The organism is Nevskia sp., from assembly GCF_051860985.1.
In the GTDB taxonomy this organism is placed as follows: domain Bacteria; phylum Pseudomonadota; class Gammaproteobacteria; order Nevskiales; family Nevskiaceae; genus Nevskia.
Genome location: NZ_JBIMKV010000001.1, coordinates 260,745 through 275,174, shown reverse-complemented (window position 1 = coordinate 275,174; position 14,430 = coordinate 260,745). Strand labels below are relative to the sequence as shown.

At 66.7% G+C, this 14,430-nt stretch carries 11 protein-coding genes; 4 read left to right on the top strand and 7 right to left on the bottom strand.

Annotation, left to right across the window (positions count from 1 at the left end; all coding sequences use genetic code 11):
- Positions 1-71 precede the first annotated feature (71 nt).
- From ACTIGJ_RS01210 to dusA, 3 genes are read right to left on the bottom strand one after another with little or no spacing between them, the layout of a single operon-like run.
- Positions 72-347: a hypothetical protein gene (locus ACTIGJ_RS01210; protein WP_439638442.1), complete on the bottom strand. Its 276-nt coding sequence runs from the start codon at positions 345-347 to the stop codon at positions 72-74.
- Complete coding sequence (locus ACTIGJ_RS01205; RefSeq protein WP_439638441.1) at positions 344-1,069, bottom strand: UDP-2,3-diacylglucosamine diphosphatase; 726 nt, start codon at positions 1,067-1,069, stop codon at positions 344-346. The genes ACTIGJ_RS01210 and ACTIGJ_RS01205 overlap by 4 nt, the downstream gene beginning before the upstream one ends.
- On the bottom strand, positions 1,066-2,124 hold the full coding sequence (dusA, locus tag ACTIGJ_RS01200; RefSeq protein WP_439638440.1) for a tRNA dihydrouridine(20/20a) synthase DusA: 1,059 nt from the start codon (positions 2,122-2,124) through the stop codon (positions 1,066-1,068). Before dusA ends, ACTIGJ_RS01205 begins: the two co-directional genes overlap by 4 nt.
- Before the next feature lie 336 nt (positions 2,125-2,460).
- Between dusA and ACTIGJ_RS01195 the strand changes: the two genes are divergently transcribed.
- The 4 genes from ACTIGJ_RS01195 to ACTIGJ_RS01180 all read left to right on the top strand — a co-directional run bounded on the left by ACTIGJ_RS01195 (position 2,461) and on the right by ACTIGJ_RS01180 (position 9,791).
- A complete protein-coding gene (locus ACTIGJ_RS01195; protein WP_439638439.1) occupies positions 2,461-6,777 on the top strand; it encodes a S8 family serine peptidase in 4,317 nt (1,438 codons plus the stop codon).
- 103 nt (positions 6,778-6,880) lie between these two features.
- Positions 6,881-7,708 (top strand): transporter substrate-binding domain-containing protein, encoded by an 828-nt coding sequence (locus ACTIGJ_RS01190; RefSeq protein WP_439638438.1) that lies wholly within the window; start codon positions 6,881-6,883, stop codon positions 7,706-7,708.
- Between the two features lie 104 nt (positions 7,709-7,812).
- Complete coding sequence (locus ACTIGJ_RS01185) at positions 7,813-8,685, top strand: Wzz/FepE/Etk N-terminal domain-containing protein (RefSeq protein WP_439638437.1); 873 nt, start codon at positions 7,813-7,815, stop codon at positions 8,683-8,685.
- Positions 8,685-9,791 (top strand): acyltransferase family protein, encoded by a 1,107-nt coding sequence (locus ACTIGJ_RS01180; protein WP_439638436.1) that lies wholly within the window; start codon positions 8,685-8,687, stop codon positions 9,789-9,791. The genes ACTIGJ_RS01185 and ACTIGJ_RS01180 overlap by 1 nt, the downstream gene beginning before the upstream one ends.
- 6 nt (positions 9,792-9,797) lie before the next feature.
- Here the strand turns inward: ACTIGJ_RS01180 and ACTIGJ_RS01175 are convergent, their stop codons facing one another.
- The 4 genes from ACTIGJ_RS01175 to ACTIGJ_RS01160 form a co-directional block, all read right to left on the bottom strand.
- A complete protein-coding gene (locus ACTIGJ_RS01175; protein WP_439638435.1) occupies positions 9,798-10,910 on the bottom strand; it encodes a glycosyltransferase in 1,113 nt (370 codons plus the stop codon).
- On the bottom strand, positions 10,907-11,845 hold the full coding sequence (locus ACTIGJ_RS01170) for a glycosyltransferase family 4 protein (RefSeq protein WP_439638647.1): 939 nt from the start codon (positions 11,843-11,845) through the stop codon (positions 10,907-10,909). Before ACTIGJ_RS01170 ends, ACTIGJ_RS01175 begins: the two co-directional genes overlap by 4 nt.
- Before the next feature lie 85 nt (positions 11,846-11,930).
- Positions 11,931-13,364 carry an O-antigen ligase family protein gene (locus ACTIGJ_RS01165; protein ID WP_439638434.1) on the bottom strand — a complete coding sequence of 478 codons (1,434 nt, stop codon included), beginning with the start codon at positions 13,362-13,364 and terminating at the stop codon, positions 11,931-11,933.
- The gene (locus ACTIGJ_RS01160; RefSeq protein ID WP_439638433.1) at positions 13,304-14,407 is read right to left on the bottom strand and encodes a glycosyltransferase family 4 protein; all 1,104 of its coding nucleotides are present in this window, start codon (positions 14,405-14,407) and stop codon (positions 13,304-13,306) included. The genes ACTIGJ_RS01165 and ACTIGJ_RS01160 overlap by 61 nt, the downstream gene beginning before the upstream one ends.
- Positions 14,408-14,430 lie beyond the last annotated feature (23 nt).

The window sequence follows — 14,430 nt, the reverse complement described above, 5'->3', positions numbered from 1 at the left end:
GGCTCCGGAAAAGGAGCCGCATCCTACCTGCGCGAGCGCTGCAAAGTAAACAACTGTAAACATGCTTACCGTCATCCGGCTGCGGTCAGCGCCGCCTGCACGTGGGCGGCGGCGGCCGGCGCCAGCAGCACCGGATGCACCGAGCCGCGATACAGCCGGCCCTGTGCAATCAGCGCCGCGACAAGCGCTTGCGCGGCCTGCAGGTCGAGCACCACGAAGTCGCGCCCTTCCTCCAGGCTGCCGAGCAGCGCCTTGAAAGCGCGGAACGCCGTCCCCTTCGGCTGGCCGGCAGCAAGGTCGAGATCGCGCATGCTCAGCCAGCCGGCGTAATCATCCGTTCCGGTCATGGCAGCCGGCGGCGCCGCAGCCCGGCGGCGTCGACCTCCAGGTATTCGCAGTAGCGGTCGTGCCAGTCCGACAGCACCAGACGCTCGACCTTGCGGCCATCGACGCTCAGCGCGTGCACGGCCGGGCGATGGGTGTGGCCGTGGATGATCCGGCTGACGCCGTGCTTCGCGAACGCTCGCGCGATGGCCTGCGGATTGACGTCGAGGATCGCCGCCGGCTTGCGGGTGCTGCCGCTGCGCGCCTTGCCGGCCACGCCCTGGCGCCAGCGCCGTGGCAGGCGCCGGTAGATGAACTGGGCCAGCCGGTTGCGCGAAAACCGCCGCCAGCGCTGGTAGCCGAGATCGTCGGTGCACCAGATGTCGCCGTGGCTGAGCAGGGTCGGCGTGCCGGCCAGATCGACGATCAGCGGATCGGCCAGCAGCTGCAGACCGGCCTCCCGGGCAAAGGCGGCGCCGAGCATGAAATCGCGGTTGCCGTGCTGGAAGTACAGCGGCACGCCGTGGTCGCGCAGGCGGCGCAGCGCGGCGGCTTCCTGCGCGTAGTCGGCCAGCCCCTCGGCGTCGCCGATCCAGTACTCGAACAGATCGCCGAGCAGGTAGACCGCCGCCGCCTCGCGTGCCGGACCTTCGAGAAAGGCCAGGAACCGTGCACGCAGCGGCGAGGGCGTGTTCGGCAGGTGCAGGTCGGACAGCAGCAGCACCGGCCGCGAGGTCGGGCTCACGCGGCGGCGCGGTTCCCGGCGCTGGCGGCGGCCTTTTCGACTTCTGCCAGCGCGGCCTCGATGGTGTCCCAGTCCGGCTCGCGGCTGGCGTCGTGTTCGCTGAGCACGCGGCGGAACTGTTTGCCGCCGGGCTGGTTGCGGTACAGGCCAAGCATGTGCCGGGTGATGTGATGCAGGCTGGTGCCGGCCGCGAGTTCGTCGTGGATGTAGTCGTACATGGCGTCAACGACCTCGACCCGCGTCGGCGCCGGCCGGGTGTCGCCGAACAGCACGGCGTCGACCTCGGCGAGGCGATACGGATTTTCGTAGACCTCGCGGCCCAGCATCACGCCGTCGACCTGCTTCAGGTGGTCGAGGCACTCCGCCATCGTGTGGATGCCGCCATTGATGCAGATGGTCAGCTGCGGGAAATCCTGCTTCAGCCGGTACACGGTGTCATAGCGCAGCGGCGGGATCTCGCGGTTCTCCTTCGGACTCAGACCGCTCAGCCAGGCCTTGCGGGCATGGACAATGAAGGTGGTGCAGCCGATTTCGGCGATCGGCTCGACGAAGTCGCGCAGGAACACGTAGTCCTCGCTGTAGTCGACGCCGATCCGGCACTTCACCGTCACCGGCAGGCCGCTGGCGCGCATCATCGCCTGGACGCCGGCCGCGACCTGCTTCGGGCCCATCATCAGGCAGGCGCCGAAGCCGCCGTCCTGCACGCGATCGGACGGGCAGCCGCAGTTCAGGTTCAGCTCGTCATAGCCGTACTGCGCGCCCAGCTCGGCGGCATGGGCGAGCAGCGGCACGTCGCTGCCGCCGATCTGCAGCGCCACCGGGTGTTCGGCGCGATCGAAACGCAGATGCCGGTGCACGTCGCCATGGCGCAACGCGCCGGTGGTCACCATCTCGGTGTACATCCGCGTGTGGCGTGTCAGCTGGCGGTGGAAGAACCGGCAGTGGCGATCGGTCCAGTCCATCATCGGCGCCACGCAAAAGCGCCAGGGATTGAACGGGGCAGCTGCGGCGCCTGCGGATTCGGCGGGCGGGGCAACGGCGGTCGTCGGGTCCATCGTGTTTCCTTCTGTGATCGCCCGCCGTGTTGTCGGGGGCCTTGCGAAGCAGCCACCGCCGTCGTCCTGAGGCGGAATCGCCGCCGGCTGCCATCGAAATGTCAACAACAGGATAAGGACTGCGGGTCTGCCCGTACACCGGCGACCGGCGCATGCGTGCATTTTCCGCGCCGCTGGCCCTCGATGCGGGGCTCGGGGCGCGCCTCGCGCGGCCACTTGGCAGCTTCGCAGCTGCCAATCGGTCGCCTGTTCTTGGCACTATCCACCTGCGGTGCCGGCGTGCTGCCGAGCGGCGCGGCGGGCAGGGCCAAGAATTCGAAAATGGGGGAGCGTGACATGGGCAAGGACAGGCACCAGATCGGCCAGCGGCTGCGTCGGGCAGCGACGGAATGCGGTCTCGGGCTGACGCGCCGCGCGGCGCCGCTGGCCTTGGGTCTGCTGGCCTCGCTGTCGCTGGTCGGAAACGCCGGCCTGCCGGCAACGCGCACGGCGGTGGCGCCGGCCGCGCAACGGGCGCCGGTGGGGCAGATCAAGCCCTCGGCGGCCGCGCAGATCGCCGTGCTTCGCGGGATCAAGGCCAGCGCCACCCCGGTCCAGCGCAAGCTCGATTCGCGGCTGCTGATGTCGCTGCTGCAGGCGCGCGGCGATGCCCGGCTGGCGGCGCTGTCGCCGCAGTACCGGCAGGCGCGGCCGGGCGCCGATGGCCGCCACCTGGTCGATATCTCGCTGCGGCGCGGTGCCGATCCGCGCCAGGTGCTGCAGGCGCTGGCCGGTGCCGACGCCGTACTGCTGTCGCCGAAGGCACTCGCCGGCAGCGCCCGCAGCATCCGCGCCCGGGTGGCCACCCGGCACCTCGAGTCGCTGGCGGCGCTGAAGGCGGTCAGCCGCATTCGGCAGGCGGCGCCGGCCTACACCAGCCGCCGCGCGTGGACGCCCGGTCCGGTACAGGTGACGACCGACGATGCCCGTCCGTCCTTCGCCAGCCGGCTGGTCGCGGCGCTGGCCGCTGCGCCGAACCGTTCGGAAGGCGTGCAGACCCACGGCGTCGATCAGGCGCGCAGCCTCTACGGCGCCAGCGGTCAGGGTCAGGTCCTGTGCGCGCTGTCCGATGGCGTCGACTCGCTGGCCGCCGCCCAGGCCAGCGGCGACCTGCCGCCGCTGGTCAGCGTGCTGCCGAGCCAGGCCGGCGCCGGCGACGAGGGCACGGCGATGCTGGAAATCCTGCACGACCTCGCGCCGGCCGCCCGGCTGGGCTTTGCGACGGCGTTCAACGGCGAAGCCAGCTTCGCGCAGAACATCCTCGATCTCGCCAGCGCCGGCTGCACGATCATCGTCGACGACGTCATCTACCTCGATGAATCGCCGTGGCAGGACGGCCCGGTGGCGCAGGCGGTGAACACGGTGACCGCCGCCGGGGTGCTGTACTTCTCCTCGGCTGGCAACGAAGGCAACCGCAGCGACGGCACCTCGGGCACCTGGGAAGGCGATTTCCGCGCCAGCAGCCTGCCGAATCCGCCGGTGCTCGACGGCGTCGGCACGCTGCATGACTTCGGCGACGGCGGCCAGTCGCTGCGGGTCGAAGCCGGCGATTCCGGCACGCCGGTGGCGATGATCTGGGCCGAGCACTACACGCTCGACCAGGGGCTGGCCAGCACCGATTACGACGTCTACGTGCTGAGCGAGGACCTCAGCACCGTGGTCGACAGCAGCGCCAATACGCAGGACGGCGTCGACGGCGACGACTTTCCGTTCGAATTCATCGAAGCCGGCGTCAACCCCGGCGAGCGCGTGGTGGTGTCGCTGTTCAGCAGCCCGTCCGCCACGCCGCCGCCGTTCAACCTGATCGTGTTCCGAGGCATCGTCGACCGCGCGCTGGCCACCAGCGGCGCGACACGCGGCCACAGCGCTGCCGTGGCGGCGTTCAGCACGGCAGCAACGCCGGCAGCGGTCTCGTTCGACGACCTCACCCCGAACGGCCCGTTCCCCGGCCTGTTCGGTCCCGGCAGCGCGACCGAAAGCTTCAGCGCCGATGGTCCGCGCAAGATCCTGCTCAGCCCGACCGGCGCCGAACTGACGCCCGGCGATCGCAGCTTCGCGACCGGCGGCGTGGTCCGCCGCAAGCCGGACCTCACCGCTGCCGATGGCGTCAGCACGTCGGCACCGGGCTTTTCGACGTTCTACGGCACCTCGGCGGCCGCGCCGCATGCGGCGGCCATCGCGGCACTGCTGAAAGGCGCCCGGCCGTCGCTGTCGGCAACGGCCGTGCGCGACACCTTGGCGGCGACGGCGATCGACATCGAAGCGCCCGGGCCGGATCGCGACAGCGGCGTCGGCATCGTCATGCCGGTGCCGGCGCTGGCCGCGATCGGGGCGACGCCGCAGCCGTACCTGACGGCCGAAGACGCGCAATTCACGCAGATCGCCGGGGATGGTGACGGCGTGATCGAGCCCGGCGAATCGTTCGCGCTGCAACTGCCGCTGAGCAACATCGGCGCAGTCGCGGCGACCGGCATCCGCGCCACGCTGACTGCGGCGGGAAGCGGCGTGACCGTGTTCAACGGCAGTTCCGACTATGCCGACATCGCGGCTGGCAGCACTGCCGGCAACGACACCGCGCTGACCTTCCGGGTCGAATCCAGCTTCCCCTGCGGCCGGAATCTTTCGCTGGTGCTGAGCGTGGCCTACAACGGCAGTGGCAGTCCGCAGCGTTTCCTACTCAGCGAGCCGACCGGCAGCGCCGGTACGCCGGTCACCTTTCGCTACGGCGGTCCGGTGCTGCCGATTCCCGATGCCGGCGACCCGGTGGAAGCGGCGCTGACCATTCCCGGCAGCAACGGCCGGATCCGCAACCTGAGCGTCAGCATCGACGGCGACCTGTGCAGCAATGCCGTTGGCGCGACCACGGTCGGCATCGATCACAGCTTCGTCGGCGATCTGGCGGTCAGCCTGGTATCGCCAGGCGGCGTCGTGGTGCCGCTGATCAATGGCGCCGGCAGCAGCGGCAACAACTTCTGCCAGGTGCTGCTCGACGACCAGAGCAGCGGCGGCAGCATCCAGAACATCAGCAGCGCCAATGCCCCGTTCACCGGTAGCTACACGCCGGCCAGCCCGCTGGAAACGCTGACCGGCAGCGTCGGCAATGGCCGCTGGGCGCTCCGTGTGCAGGATCTGGCGGCGGCCGATACCGGCAGCGTCCGCGCCTGGTCGCTGCGGGTGACGCCGGCGGTCTGCAATGCCGGTGCGCCGGTGACCGGGCCGATCGTCACCGCCATCGGGCGCGTCAACCCGAGCCCGACCAGCAACAGCAGCGTCGACTTCCAGGTGCGTTTCAGCGAAGCGGTCAGCGGCGTCGATGCTGGCGACTTCCGGCTCACCACGACCGGCGCACTGAGCGGCGCATCGGTGGCCTCGGTGAGCGGCAGCGGCAGCCTCTACAGCGTCCGCGTGCTGACCGGCAGCGGCAGCGGCAGCCTGCGGCTGGATGTCGCCGATGACGACTCGATCACCAGCGTTGCCAGCGGCGTGCCGCTGGGCGGCAGCGGCGCCGGCAATGGCGCGTTCACCGTCGGCGAGGTCTACGCCGTCGACCTCGAGCCGCCGACCGCCACCATCGCCGTCGATGGGGCGCAGCCCGATCCGGTGGTCAGTGCTCCGGTGCTGTTCGTGGTGACCTTGAGCGAGGCGACCGGCGATTTCGCGGCCGATGACCTCGAACTCGGCGGCAGCGCGCGACCGACCACCGCCCGGGTGATCGACAGCGGCCCGAGCTACACCGTTGCCGTGTCCGGAATGAGCGGCAACGGCACGGTCACCGCGCGGGTCCGGGCTGGGGCGTTCACCGATGCCGCCGGCAATGCCAGCCGCGCCTCGGCTGTGGCCAGCGCCAATTTCAGCGGTGTCACGCCGGACGTCGGCTTCACGTTGGCCAGCCAGCGCATCGTCGAGGGTGATCCGTCCGGGGCCACCACGACCACGCCGGTCACTGTCACGGTGAGCCTGAGCACGCCGGCTGGCAGCGATGTCACGGTGCCGGTCAACGTCGATCCAGCGAGCACCGCAACGGCCGGCGACGACTACCAGCTCAGTGCAGCGCAACTGCTGATCCCGGCCGGCCAGTCGGTGGCCAGCCTGACCATGTCGGTGCTGCGCGACCGGGTGCAGGAGCCCGACGAAACCCTGGTGCTGGTGCTCGGTACGCCCACCGGTAATGCCCGGATCGGCAGCCCGTCGACGCAGGTGATCACCATCGTCAACGATGACCTGACCACGCCGGCACCATTCAGCTTCCCGGATACCGTCGATGCCGTTCCCGGCTCGGTGCAGACCAGCGCACCGGCGACTATCAGCGGCATCAATCAGCCCGCCACGGTGACCGTCAGCAGCGGCAGCTACAGCATCAGCGGGGGCGTGTTCACCAGTGCGCCGGGCACCATCAGCAACGGTCAGACGCTGGTGCTGCAGCAGACGGCCTCGAGCGCAGCGTCGACCGCCACCACGATGACGGTGACGGTCGGTGGCGTCAGCGCCAGCTACCGGGTAGTCACCGGTGCAGCCCCTGCCGCCAGCGGTGGCGGCGGTTCTGCCGGCGGCGTGCTGCTGGCGGCCTTCGGTCTGGCGGCGCTGTGGCGGCGGCGTCGGCTGCGGGCGAGTTGAGCCTGAAACAGCCGGTGCGGTGGCGTCGGTCGATGACGCCCCGCGCCGGCCGCGCCGGACCCCGGTGTAATCTGCCGGCACGCCCTTTCGAGTAACGACGACGATGCGCCAGGCCCTGCTGACCGCCATCTTGCTGCTGTTTGCCTGGCTTGCGCCATTGCTGCCGGCGGGTGCTGCGGACCAGGCGCTGTGGGAGAAATCGACGCTCAACCAGGTGCTCAAGCGCGGCGAGCTGAGGGTAGGGCTGGAAGCGGGCTATCTGCCGTTCGAGATGCGCGACAAGCGCGGCGAGATCATCGGTTTCGATGTCGACCTCGCCAAGCTGATGGCTCGCTACATGGGCGTCAAGGTCAGCTTCGTGAACACCCAGTGGGACGGCATCATCCCGGCGCTGCTGACCGACAAATTCGACATCCTGATCTCCGGCATGACCATCACCCCGGAGCGCAACCTGCAGGTCAACTTCGCCGAGCCGTACATCATCATCGGCCAGACCTTCCTGCTGAATGTCCGCCATCGCGACACGGTGAAAACGGTCAAGGACCTGAACGACCCGAAATACACGATCGCCACCAAGCTCGGCACCACCGGCGACATCGCCGCCCGCCGTTTCCTCGGCAAGGCGCGGCTCAAGACCTTCGAGACCGAAGCCGACGCCGCACTGGAAGTACGCAACGGCCGCGCCGATGCCTTCGTCTACGACCTGCCGTTCAACGTCGTCTACGCCGCGCAGTACAAGGACAGCCTGGTGCACATCAAGGAGCCGTTCACAAAGGAGCCGCTCGGCTGGGCGATCCGCAAGGGCGACCCGGATTTCCTGAACTGGCTCGACCACTTCCAGAACCACATCCGCAACGACGGCAGCTACGACGCGCTCTACAACAAGTGGTTCGGCGGAACGGCCTGGCTGGCCAATGTGCAGGGTGGCTGAGAGGCCGGGCTGTCGTCGGTGCGCTGCTAGACTTCGGTACCGCACCGCTGCTGACGTGATGACCGCTCAGCGCCTCGCGATTTCCACTTCGCAATCAACGTCCCATGGACCCGCAATCCGACGAAATCTCGCTGCGCGAGCTGGCTGACACACTGTGGTCGCGCCGTTTGCTGATCGCCGCCATGGCGATCGGTTTCGGAATCGCGGCCGCCGTGACCGCGCTGCTGCTGCCGGAGAAATACGAGGCCAGCATCGTGCTGTCGCCGGTGGATGACGATGCCGGCGGCAAGCTCGGCGGTGCCGGCGCGCTGCTGTCGCAGTTCGGCGGGCTGGCAAGTCTTGGCGGCCTGGGCATCGGTGGCTCGGACAAGAAGGCGGTCGCGCTGGCCACGCTGCAGTCGCATGCGCTGACGGAGGCCTTCATCCGCGACAACCAGCTGCTGCCGCTGCTCTACGCCGACGAATGGGACGCCGGCCGCAAGGCCTGGATCGACGACGACCCCGATGACCCCGACGACCAGCCGACGGTCTGGAAGGCCGAGCGGATGTTCGCCAAGAAGGTGCGCAGCGTCGCTGAAGACAAGAAGACCGGTCTCGTGACGCTGACCATCGAATGGACCGATCCGGAACTGGCCGCCCGCTGGGCCGCCGAGCTGGTGGCCCGCGCCAACCGCGATCTGCGCGCCCGCGCGATCGCGGAATCCATGGCCAGCCAGGCGTACCTGAACGAGCAGCTGACCAAGACCAGCGTCGTCGAACTGCAGAAGGCGATCTACGGCCTGATCGAGGCCGAGATCAAGAAAGTGATGATTGCCAACGGCAGCGATGAATTCGCGTTCCGCGTCGTCGACCCGGCGCGAGTCGCCGAGGAACGCAGCAGTCCGAAGCGCGGGCTGATGGTGGCAGTCGGGGTGCTGGGCGGGCTGATGTTCGGGCTGCTGCTGGCGCTGGCCCTGCCGTCGTCAAGGCGGCAGTAATGGCGGCGCCCGATCGGGCTGGCGCCACCGAGAAGATCGTCGGAATCGAACTGCTCCGCTTCGTGTCGGCGCTGGCGGTCCTGATCTGGCACTACCAGCACTTCGGTTACTCGGCAGGCGCCATCGATGTCGTGCGGCAGGAGCAGCCGTTCTACCGCCTGCTGTTCCCGTTCTACGAACGTGGCGGGCTCGGCGTGCAGATGTTCTGGTGCATCAGCGGCTTCATCTTCTTTGCCCGCTACTACGCCGCGCTCGCTGCCGGAAATGCCTCGTTCAGCGCTTTCGCCGTCAATCGGTTTTCCCGGCTGTATCCGCTGCATGTCTTGACGCTGCTGCTGGTCGCGGGCTTGCAGAAGTTGTACCTGGCCACACATGGCGAATTCTTTGTCTACCCCTGCAATGACGCCTGGCACTTCTTGCTGAACCTGTTGTTCATAAGCGGCTGGGGCTTCGAATCCGGTTACAGCTTCAACGCCCCGATCTGGTCGGTTTCGATCGAACTGATCGTCTACGCGCTGTTCTTCTGGCTGGTGTCGAAGCTGCCGGTGGCAGCTGCCTACGTTGCTGCCGTCGCCCTGGTCGCCGTCTTCAGCGGGGTTGGCGCCGACCTGGTGGCGCAGTGCCTGATGTATTTCTTCATTGGCGGGCTGATTGCCCTCGGTCGCTTCTTTCCAGATGCCGTGAAGGTCGGCGGCATCCGCCTGCCGCTGACGTTTCCGGTGGTCGGCGGCTTGCTGGCCGTGTCCGCAGCCGCTATCGCGGTCGGGCATTTCGCCGGCATCGCCGACCTGACGAGCACCAGCATCCTGCGGCCCGTCCTGATCGCCGGGGTGCTGTTCGCATTCGCCGGCGCCAACCGGCTGTTCCTGCCGCTTGCCCCGGTGCTGACCTTCCTCGGCAACCTCACCTATGCCAGCTACCTCTGCCACTTCCCGATCCAGCTGCTGTTCGTGCTGGGCCTGCCGCGGCTCGGGTGGCCGGTCGACTACCGCAGTCCGTGGCTGCTGAGCAGCTTTCTGCTCGCCACCTTCACGGTGGCTGCGGTGGTGTACCGGACGATCGAAGTGCCAGCGCAGCGGGCGATCCGGCGAACACTGCTGCGCTGAGCGCGGCTAGACCGTAAGCCCGGTGCGATCGCGGATCAGCTGGGTCAGCTTTTCGTTGAAGTGCGCCAGGTCGAAGCTGGCCGCATGGGTGCGGATCGCTCCGGCGTGGAAGCGGATCTCGCCGCGCTCCAGGCGCTGCACCGCTTCCATCAGCGCGTTCTCGCTCTGTTCGTGGAAATGCAGCCCGGTCACGCCGTCGATCACCGTCTCCAGCGCGCCGCCCTTGGCATAGGCAATCACCGGCTTGCCGGTGGCCATCGCTTCCAGCGGCACGATGCCGAAATCCTCGACGCCCGGGAACAGCAGCGCCTTGCAGCGCCGATAGTGGTCCAGCACCTCCGCGCGGGAGCGTCGGCCCAGTACGGTCACGTTGGCGCCGGCCGTGGCCCTGATCTCGTCGTACAGCTCGCCATCCCCGATCACCACCAGCGGCAGGCCCAGCCGGTTGAAGGCGCTCACGGCCAGATCGGCGCGCTTGTAGCGCACCAGTGCGCCCACCATCAGGTAGAAGCCTTCATTCTCGGTCGAAAGCTGGAACTCGTCGAGTTCGACCGGCGGGTGCAGCACATCCGCCTCGCGGCGGTAGAACTTGGCGATCCGCCCGGCGACGAACGCCGAGTTGGCTATGAAATGATCCACGCGGTCGGCCGACAGCCGATCCCACAGCCGCAGGTAGTGGATCAACGGCCGCATCAGCAGCCGCGTCAACCGGCCCGCGTGGCCGAGATAGTCGTGGTACATGTCCCAGACATAGCGCATCGGCGTATGGCAGTAGCAGACATGCGCCACCTCAGGCGGCACCACCACGCCCTTGGCGGGCCCGCTTTCGGAGGAGATCACCAGGTCGTAGCCGGACAGGTCGAACTGCTCCAGCGCCAGCGGCATCAACGGCAGGTACTTCTGGTACAGCCGTTTCGCGAACGGCAGTCGCTGGATGAACGAAGTGCGGATCGTGCGACCGGCCAGCGGCGAGTCGGCCACCACCTGCGGATCGTAGACATGCGTGTAGATGTCGGCATCCGGGAAACGCTGCGCCAGCGCTTTCAGCACTTCCTCGCCGCCGCGCCAGCTGACGATCCAGTAATGCACGATGGCGATCTTCGGCTTCGCGCGGCTCATGGCTGCACCGAGCCTTGCAGCGTGTCCAGCACGCTGCGCACACGGGCCGCCACCACGTCCCAGGAATGGCGACGCGCCTGTGCCGGCCCGGCCTCGCGCAGCCGCGCGCGCAGCGCGCTGTCGAAGACGATGCGATCAATGCCATCACGGATCGACTCCACCGACTCGGCTTCCACCAGCACGGCGGCATCACCGACCGCCTCGGGCAGCGAGGTCGTGTTTGCAACCAGCGCGGGCGTGCCGCCCGCCATCGCTTCCACCGGTGGCAGACCGAAGCCCTCGAACAGAGACGGGAACAGCAGAGCCGTCGCACCTTGATACCAGCCGGGCAGGGCGGAATCGGGGATACGCCCGGCGTAATGCACGCGGCCGCTGAGCCCCAGCGCTGCAATGCGCGCCTCAAACATCGCGTCTGCCGCCCCGGTCACCACCAGCCGCAGCTGCGCGCTGGCCTTCGAAGCCGCGAAAGCAGCCAGCAGCCGATCCAGATTCTTGTGCGGCTTCCGCGCGCCGACATACAGCAGGTACGGAAAACCGGGATCGTGCGGTGTGGCGGGTGCAAAGAACATCGCATCAACACCCGAACCGACATTCACCACCTGCGCGGGGTCAGCTCCGGACCAGTCCAGCACATCGGACCGCGAGTACTCCGACACGGTCAACACCTTGAACGACTGATGCACCGCCGGTTTCACCAGACGCTCGTAGTAGGCGCGCTTCATCACGCCGGCTTCCCCTGCCACCCGCAGATGGATCAAGTCATGCACCGTGAACACGCAGCGCGCCCGGCCGGCAGCCGGCGCATTGAAGCCCGGCGAATAGAACAGGCTGCGCGGCGACGCCAGCAGCTGCGCACCGCGTGCGAACGGATCGGCCGGACTGACGGGCGACGCGGGCCATTTCGGCGACGGCGGCGGCGCGTCAGCGGAGAACAGCCGTAGCGCCAGTTCGCTTGCCGTGCGGCCGATGCCGTGAAGGTCGATCCATCGGGCGTCGAACAGTAAGGAATTGATGGGCATTTCAGGAGTCAGAAGTGCTGGTCGTTGTCATTCCAGCAGAACGATTCCAGACCAATCGGAAAGGTCGCCCCCCGGTGAGCCTTTTGCCGGGTAGCTGCGTCAACGCATAAGCAAGGCCAATCGATGTAGTGACCCATGGGTACGCAAAAGTTACCTGTGCGCCAAATAAATGAGCCACAAATTGGTACGCGCACAAGACCAAGCAAACTGGCTTCACCAGCCGATCCGCAGCTAGATTGACGGGCCGCCAGATGAGCCACATTAAAAATAGCGTACAGGGCAGGCCGAGTTCCGCTGCGTAACCAATGTAGCTGAGACCCGGCAAGTCCCAACCGTCGGTCGTCGGCAGGCCGTTGAGAATTTCCGGATTATTCCGTTGAAGACTGTAATTGCCGATGCCTACACCAGCGAGAGGATGCTCCATGATCATTCTCGGGGCCAGAACCGTGGCCATGATTCGGCCCATCGCATATGAAGAGTCGTCGGCATGGGTCTGAATTTCTTCTTCAAAATTCATGACGATACGAACGTAGTCGCCGAGGCCCCGGTTTGCCACGGCTACTACGAAAATCGGCATGACGACTGCGACGCCAACAAGTAGACGAAGATAGCGACGATCTAAGAGTTGCCAGATCACAACCATGAACATGCCCAGCAAAAGCGCCGCCTTTGATTGCGCCGCGAGTAGCGCAGTAAAAAGGATCGCCATCTGAACCAAGCCTATCTTCTTCTGCTGTCCAAGTTGACCCATCCGGAAGGCAACAGTGACGATGACGCTCATCAGATAGACGCCAAGCGGCCCACCCTCGACAAAGAAGCCGCGCGCTCGTATGAAGCTTACGTTGTATGCGCCAGGTAGCTCGACACCGGCATGCCAAGCCGCATAACTAAGCAGAGCGTATGAAGCACTAAGAAGGCCTGACCATACGTAGAGTTGCGCGGCCAGACGTATTAAGGACGGGCGGCGCACCATCGCCAATGTGAGAAGCAGGAAGCCGCCGATACAAACAGCAAGCTGGACGATGCGAGACAGAGACAGCAAGGGGGGCGTCTTAAGCGGCGGCAACGCGAATGGCGGAAACGTATCTAGACGAAGCGAAAGGGCCGCCAGCGATATGACCGCTGTGATTAGCAGTACGTGAAGACGAAATAGTTGGGCGAGTTGTCGAGGGGCAGTGAAACTCCAGTCATTCCTCGCAAAAAATCCGTAAGCGGCTAACAGGCAAATTAGCCCATAAGCTTCGATCGATTGGACGTCAGCCAATCTGATATCCGTCAATGGGGTCAGAAAGCAGTACCCCGCAACGAGCAAAAAGCCGACTGTCCTCAGGCCGGAAGATGACGGGGAGCCGCTGGCAAAATTGTTTGCGGCGTTCACAGCAATTCCGTTGAGGGCTGAAGTTTCGTAGCCAACATCGTTGCTGCCTGCCGCCATCCGTCGGCATAAGGCAATGGGAACGGCGGAGGGAGGCTGATTACATCGCGTATCGAAACAGCGATCGAAGCGGCATCCGGCAGGCAGTAGCGCGCCTCGTCACCGCCTGCTTCCCGCAGTTCTTCGAGGTCGGTGGCCACCACCCGTGCGCCGCAGCGACGGGCTTCGAGCACGGGCATTCCGAAGCCTTCGTAAAGCGATGGCATGCAGAACACGTCGCAGGCGGAGTACAGCGCCGGCAGGTCGTCGTCCGGCACGAAGCCGAGGCTGCGGATACTGCGGCCTTCGTGCTCGGCGATCTGCTGCGAAAGACGTGTGTCGCGCCAGCCCTTGCGGCCAATCAGCACCAATTCGTGAGCGGGTAACTGGCCGGCCCGCTTCAGTTGAAGGAACGCTTCGATCAGCGCGACGAAGTTCTTGCGCGGTTCAAGCGTGGATACCGCCAGTACGAATGGTGCTTCGAGCCCGTAGCGGCGGCAGACTTCAGCACGTTCAGCCGGGCTGGATGGCTGAAAGCGGGCCGAAGCATCTGGACGGATCACGGCATCGGCGTGGCGACCGTAGTAGGCGATCATCCGGCGCCGGGTGCCTTCGGAATTGGTCAGCACGCGGTGCGCACGGCGTAGATCGCGTGCGAGGAACAATCGATGGGCCCACAGGTTGGCCCGGGACATCGTTTCCGGATGCAGCCGAAACGTGAAGTCATGGACGGTCAGCACCTGCGGCACGTTGCCGGCCAGACCGGCCCGAAGCCCGGCAGCCGCCCAGAAGACGTCCGGCCGGTCGGCTAAAAGCAATCGTCCCAGCCGCAGCTTGAGCCACAGGTTCGGCCTCAGCCTGGCGTAACGCGGATTCGGCTCGCAGCGCAGTGTCCAGCGCGAGGACGGCAGGGTGATGCCATCCGGCTTCTGTGCGTAGAGCAGGAACTCGGCGTCCGGCAGTTGCCGGTCGAGTTCGAGGCTCAGTTCGTGGATATAGCGGGGGACGCCGGTCAGTGGCCCGCCCTGGTAGCGGCCGTCGACACCAATGCGGATGCGGGACATCGTGGTTTCGGAATTCAGGTGGG

Coding starts and splice junctions, on each gene's coding strand:
- ACTIGJ_RS01210 (WP_439638442.1), bottom strand. CDS start 347: ATGACCGGAACGGATGATTACGCCGGCTGGCTGAGCATGCGCGATCTC.
- dusA (WP_439638440.1), bottom strand. CDS start 2,124: ATGGACCCGACGACCGCCGTTGCCCCGCCCGCCGAATCCGCAGGCGCC.
- ACTIGJ_RS01195 (WP_439638439.1), top strand. CDS start 2,461: ATGGGCAAGGACAGGCACCAGATCGGCCAGCGGCTGCGTCGGGCAGCG.
- ACTIGJ_RS01190 (WP_439638438.1), top strand. CDS start 6,881: ATGCGCCAGGCCCTGCTGACCGCCATCTTGCTGCTGTTTGCCTGGCTT.
- ACTIGJ_RS01185 (WP_439638437.1), top strand. CDS start 7,813: ATGGACCCGCAATCCGACGAAATCTCGCTGCGCGAGCTGGCTGACACA.
- ACTIGJ_RS01180 (WP_439638436.1), top strand. CDS start 8,685: ATGGCGGCGCCCGATCGGGCTGGCGCCACCGAGAAGATCGTCGGAATC.
- ACTIGJ_RS01175 (WP_439638435.1), bottom strand. CDS start 10,910: ATGAGCCGCGCGAAGCCGAAGATCGCCATCGTGCATTACTGGATCGTC.
- ACTIGJ_RS01165 (WP_439638434.1), bottom strand. CDS start 13,364: ATGGCGGCAGGCAGCAACGATGTTGGCTACGAAACTTCAGCCCTCAAC.
- ACTIGJ_RS01160 (WP_439638433.1), bottom strand. CDS start 14,407: ATGTCCCGCATCCGCATTGGTGTCGACGGCCGCTACCAGGGCGGGCCA.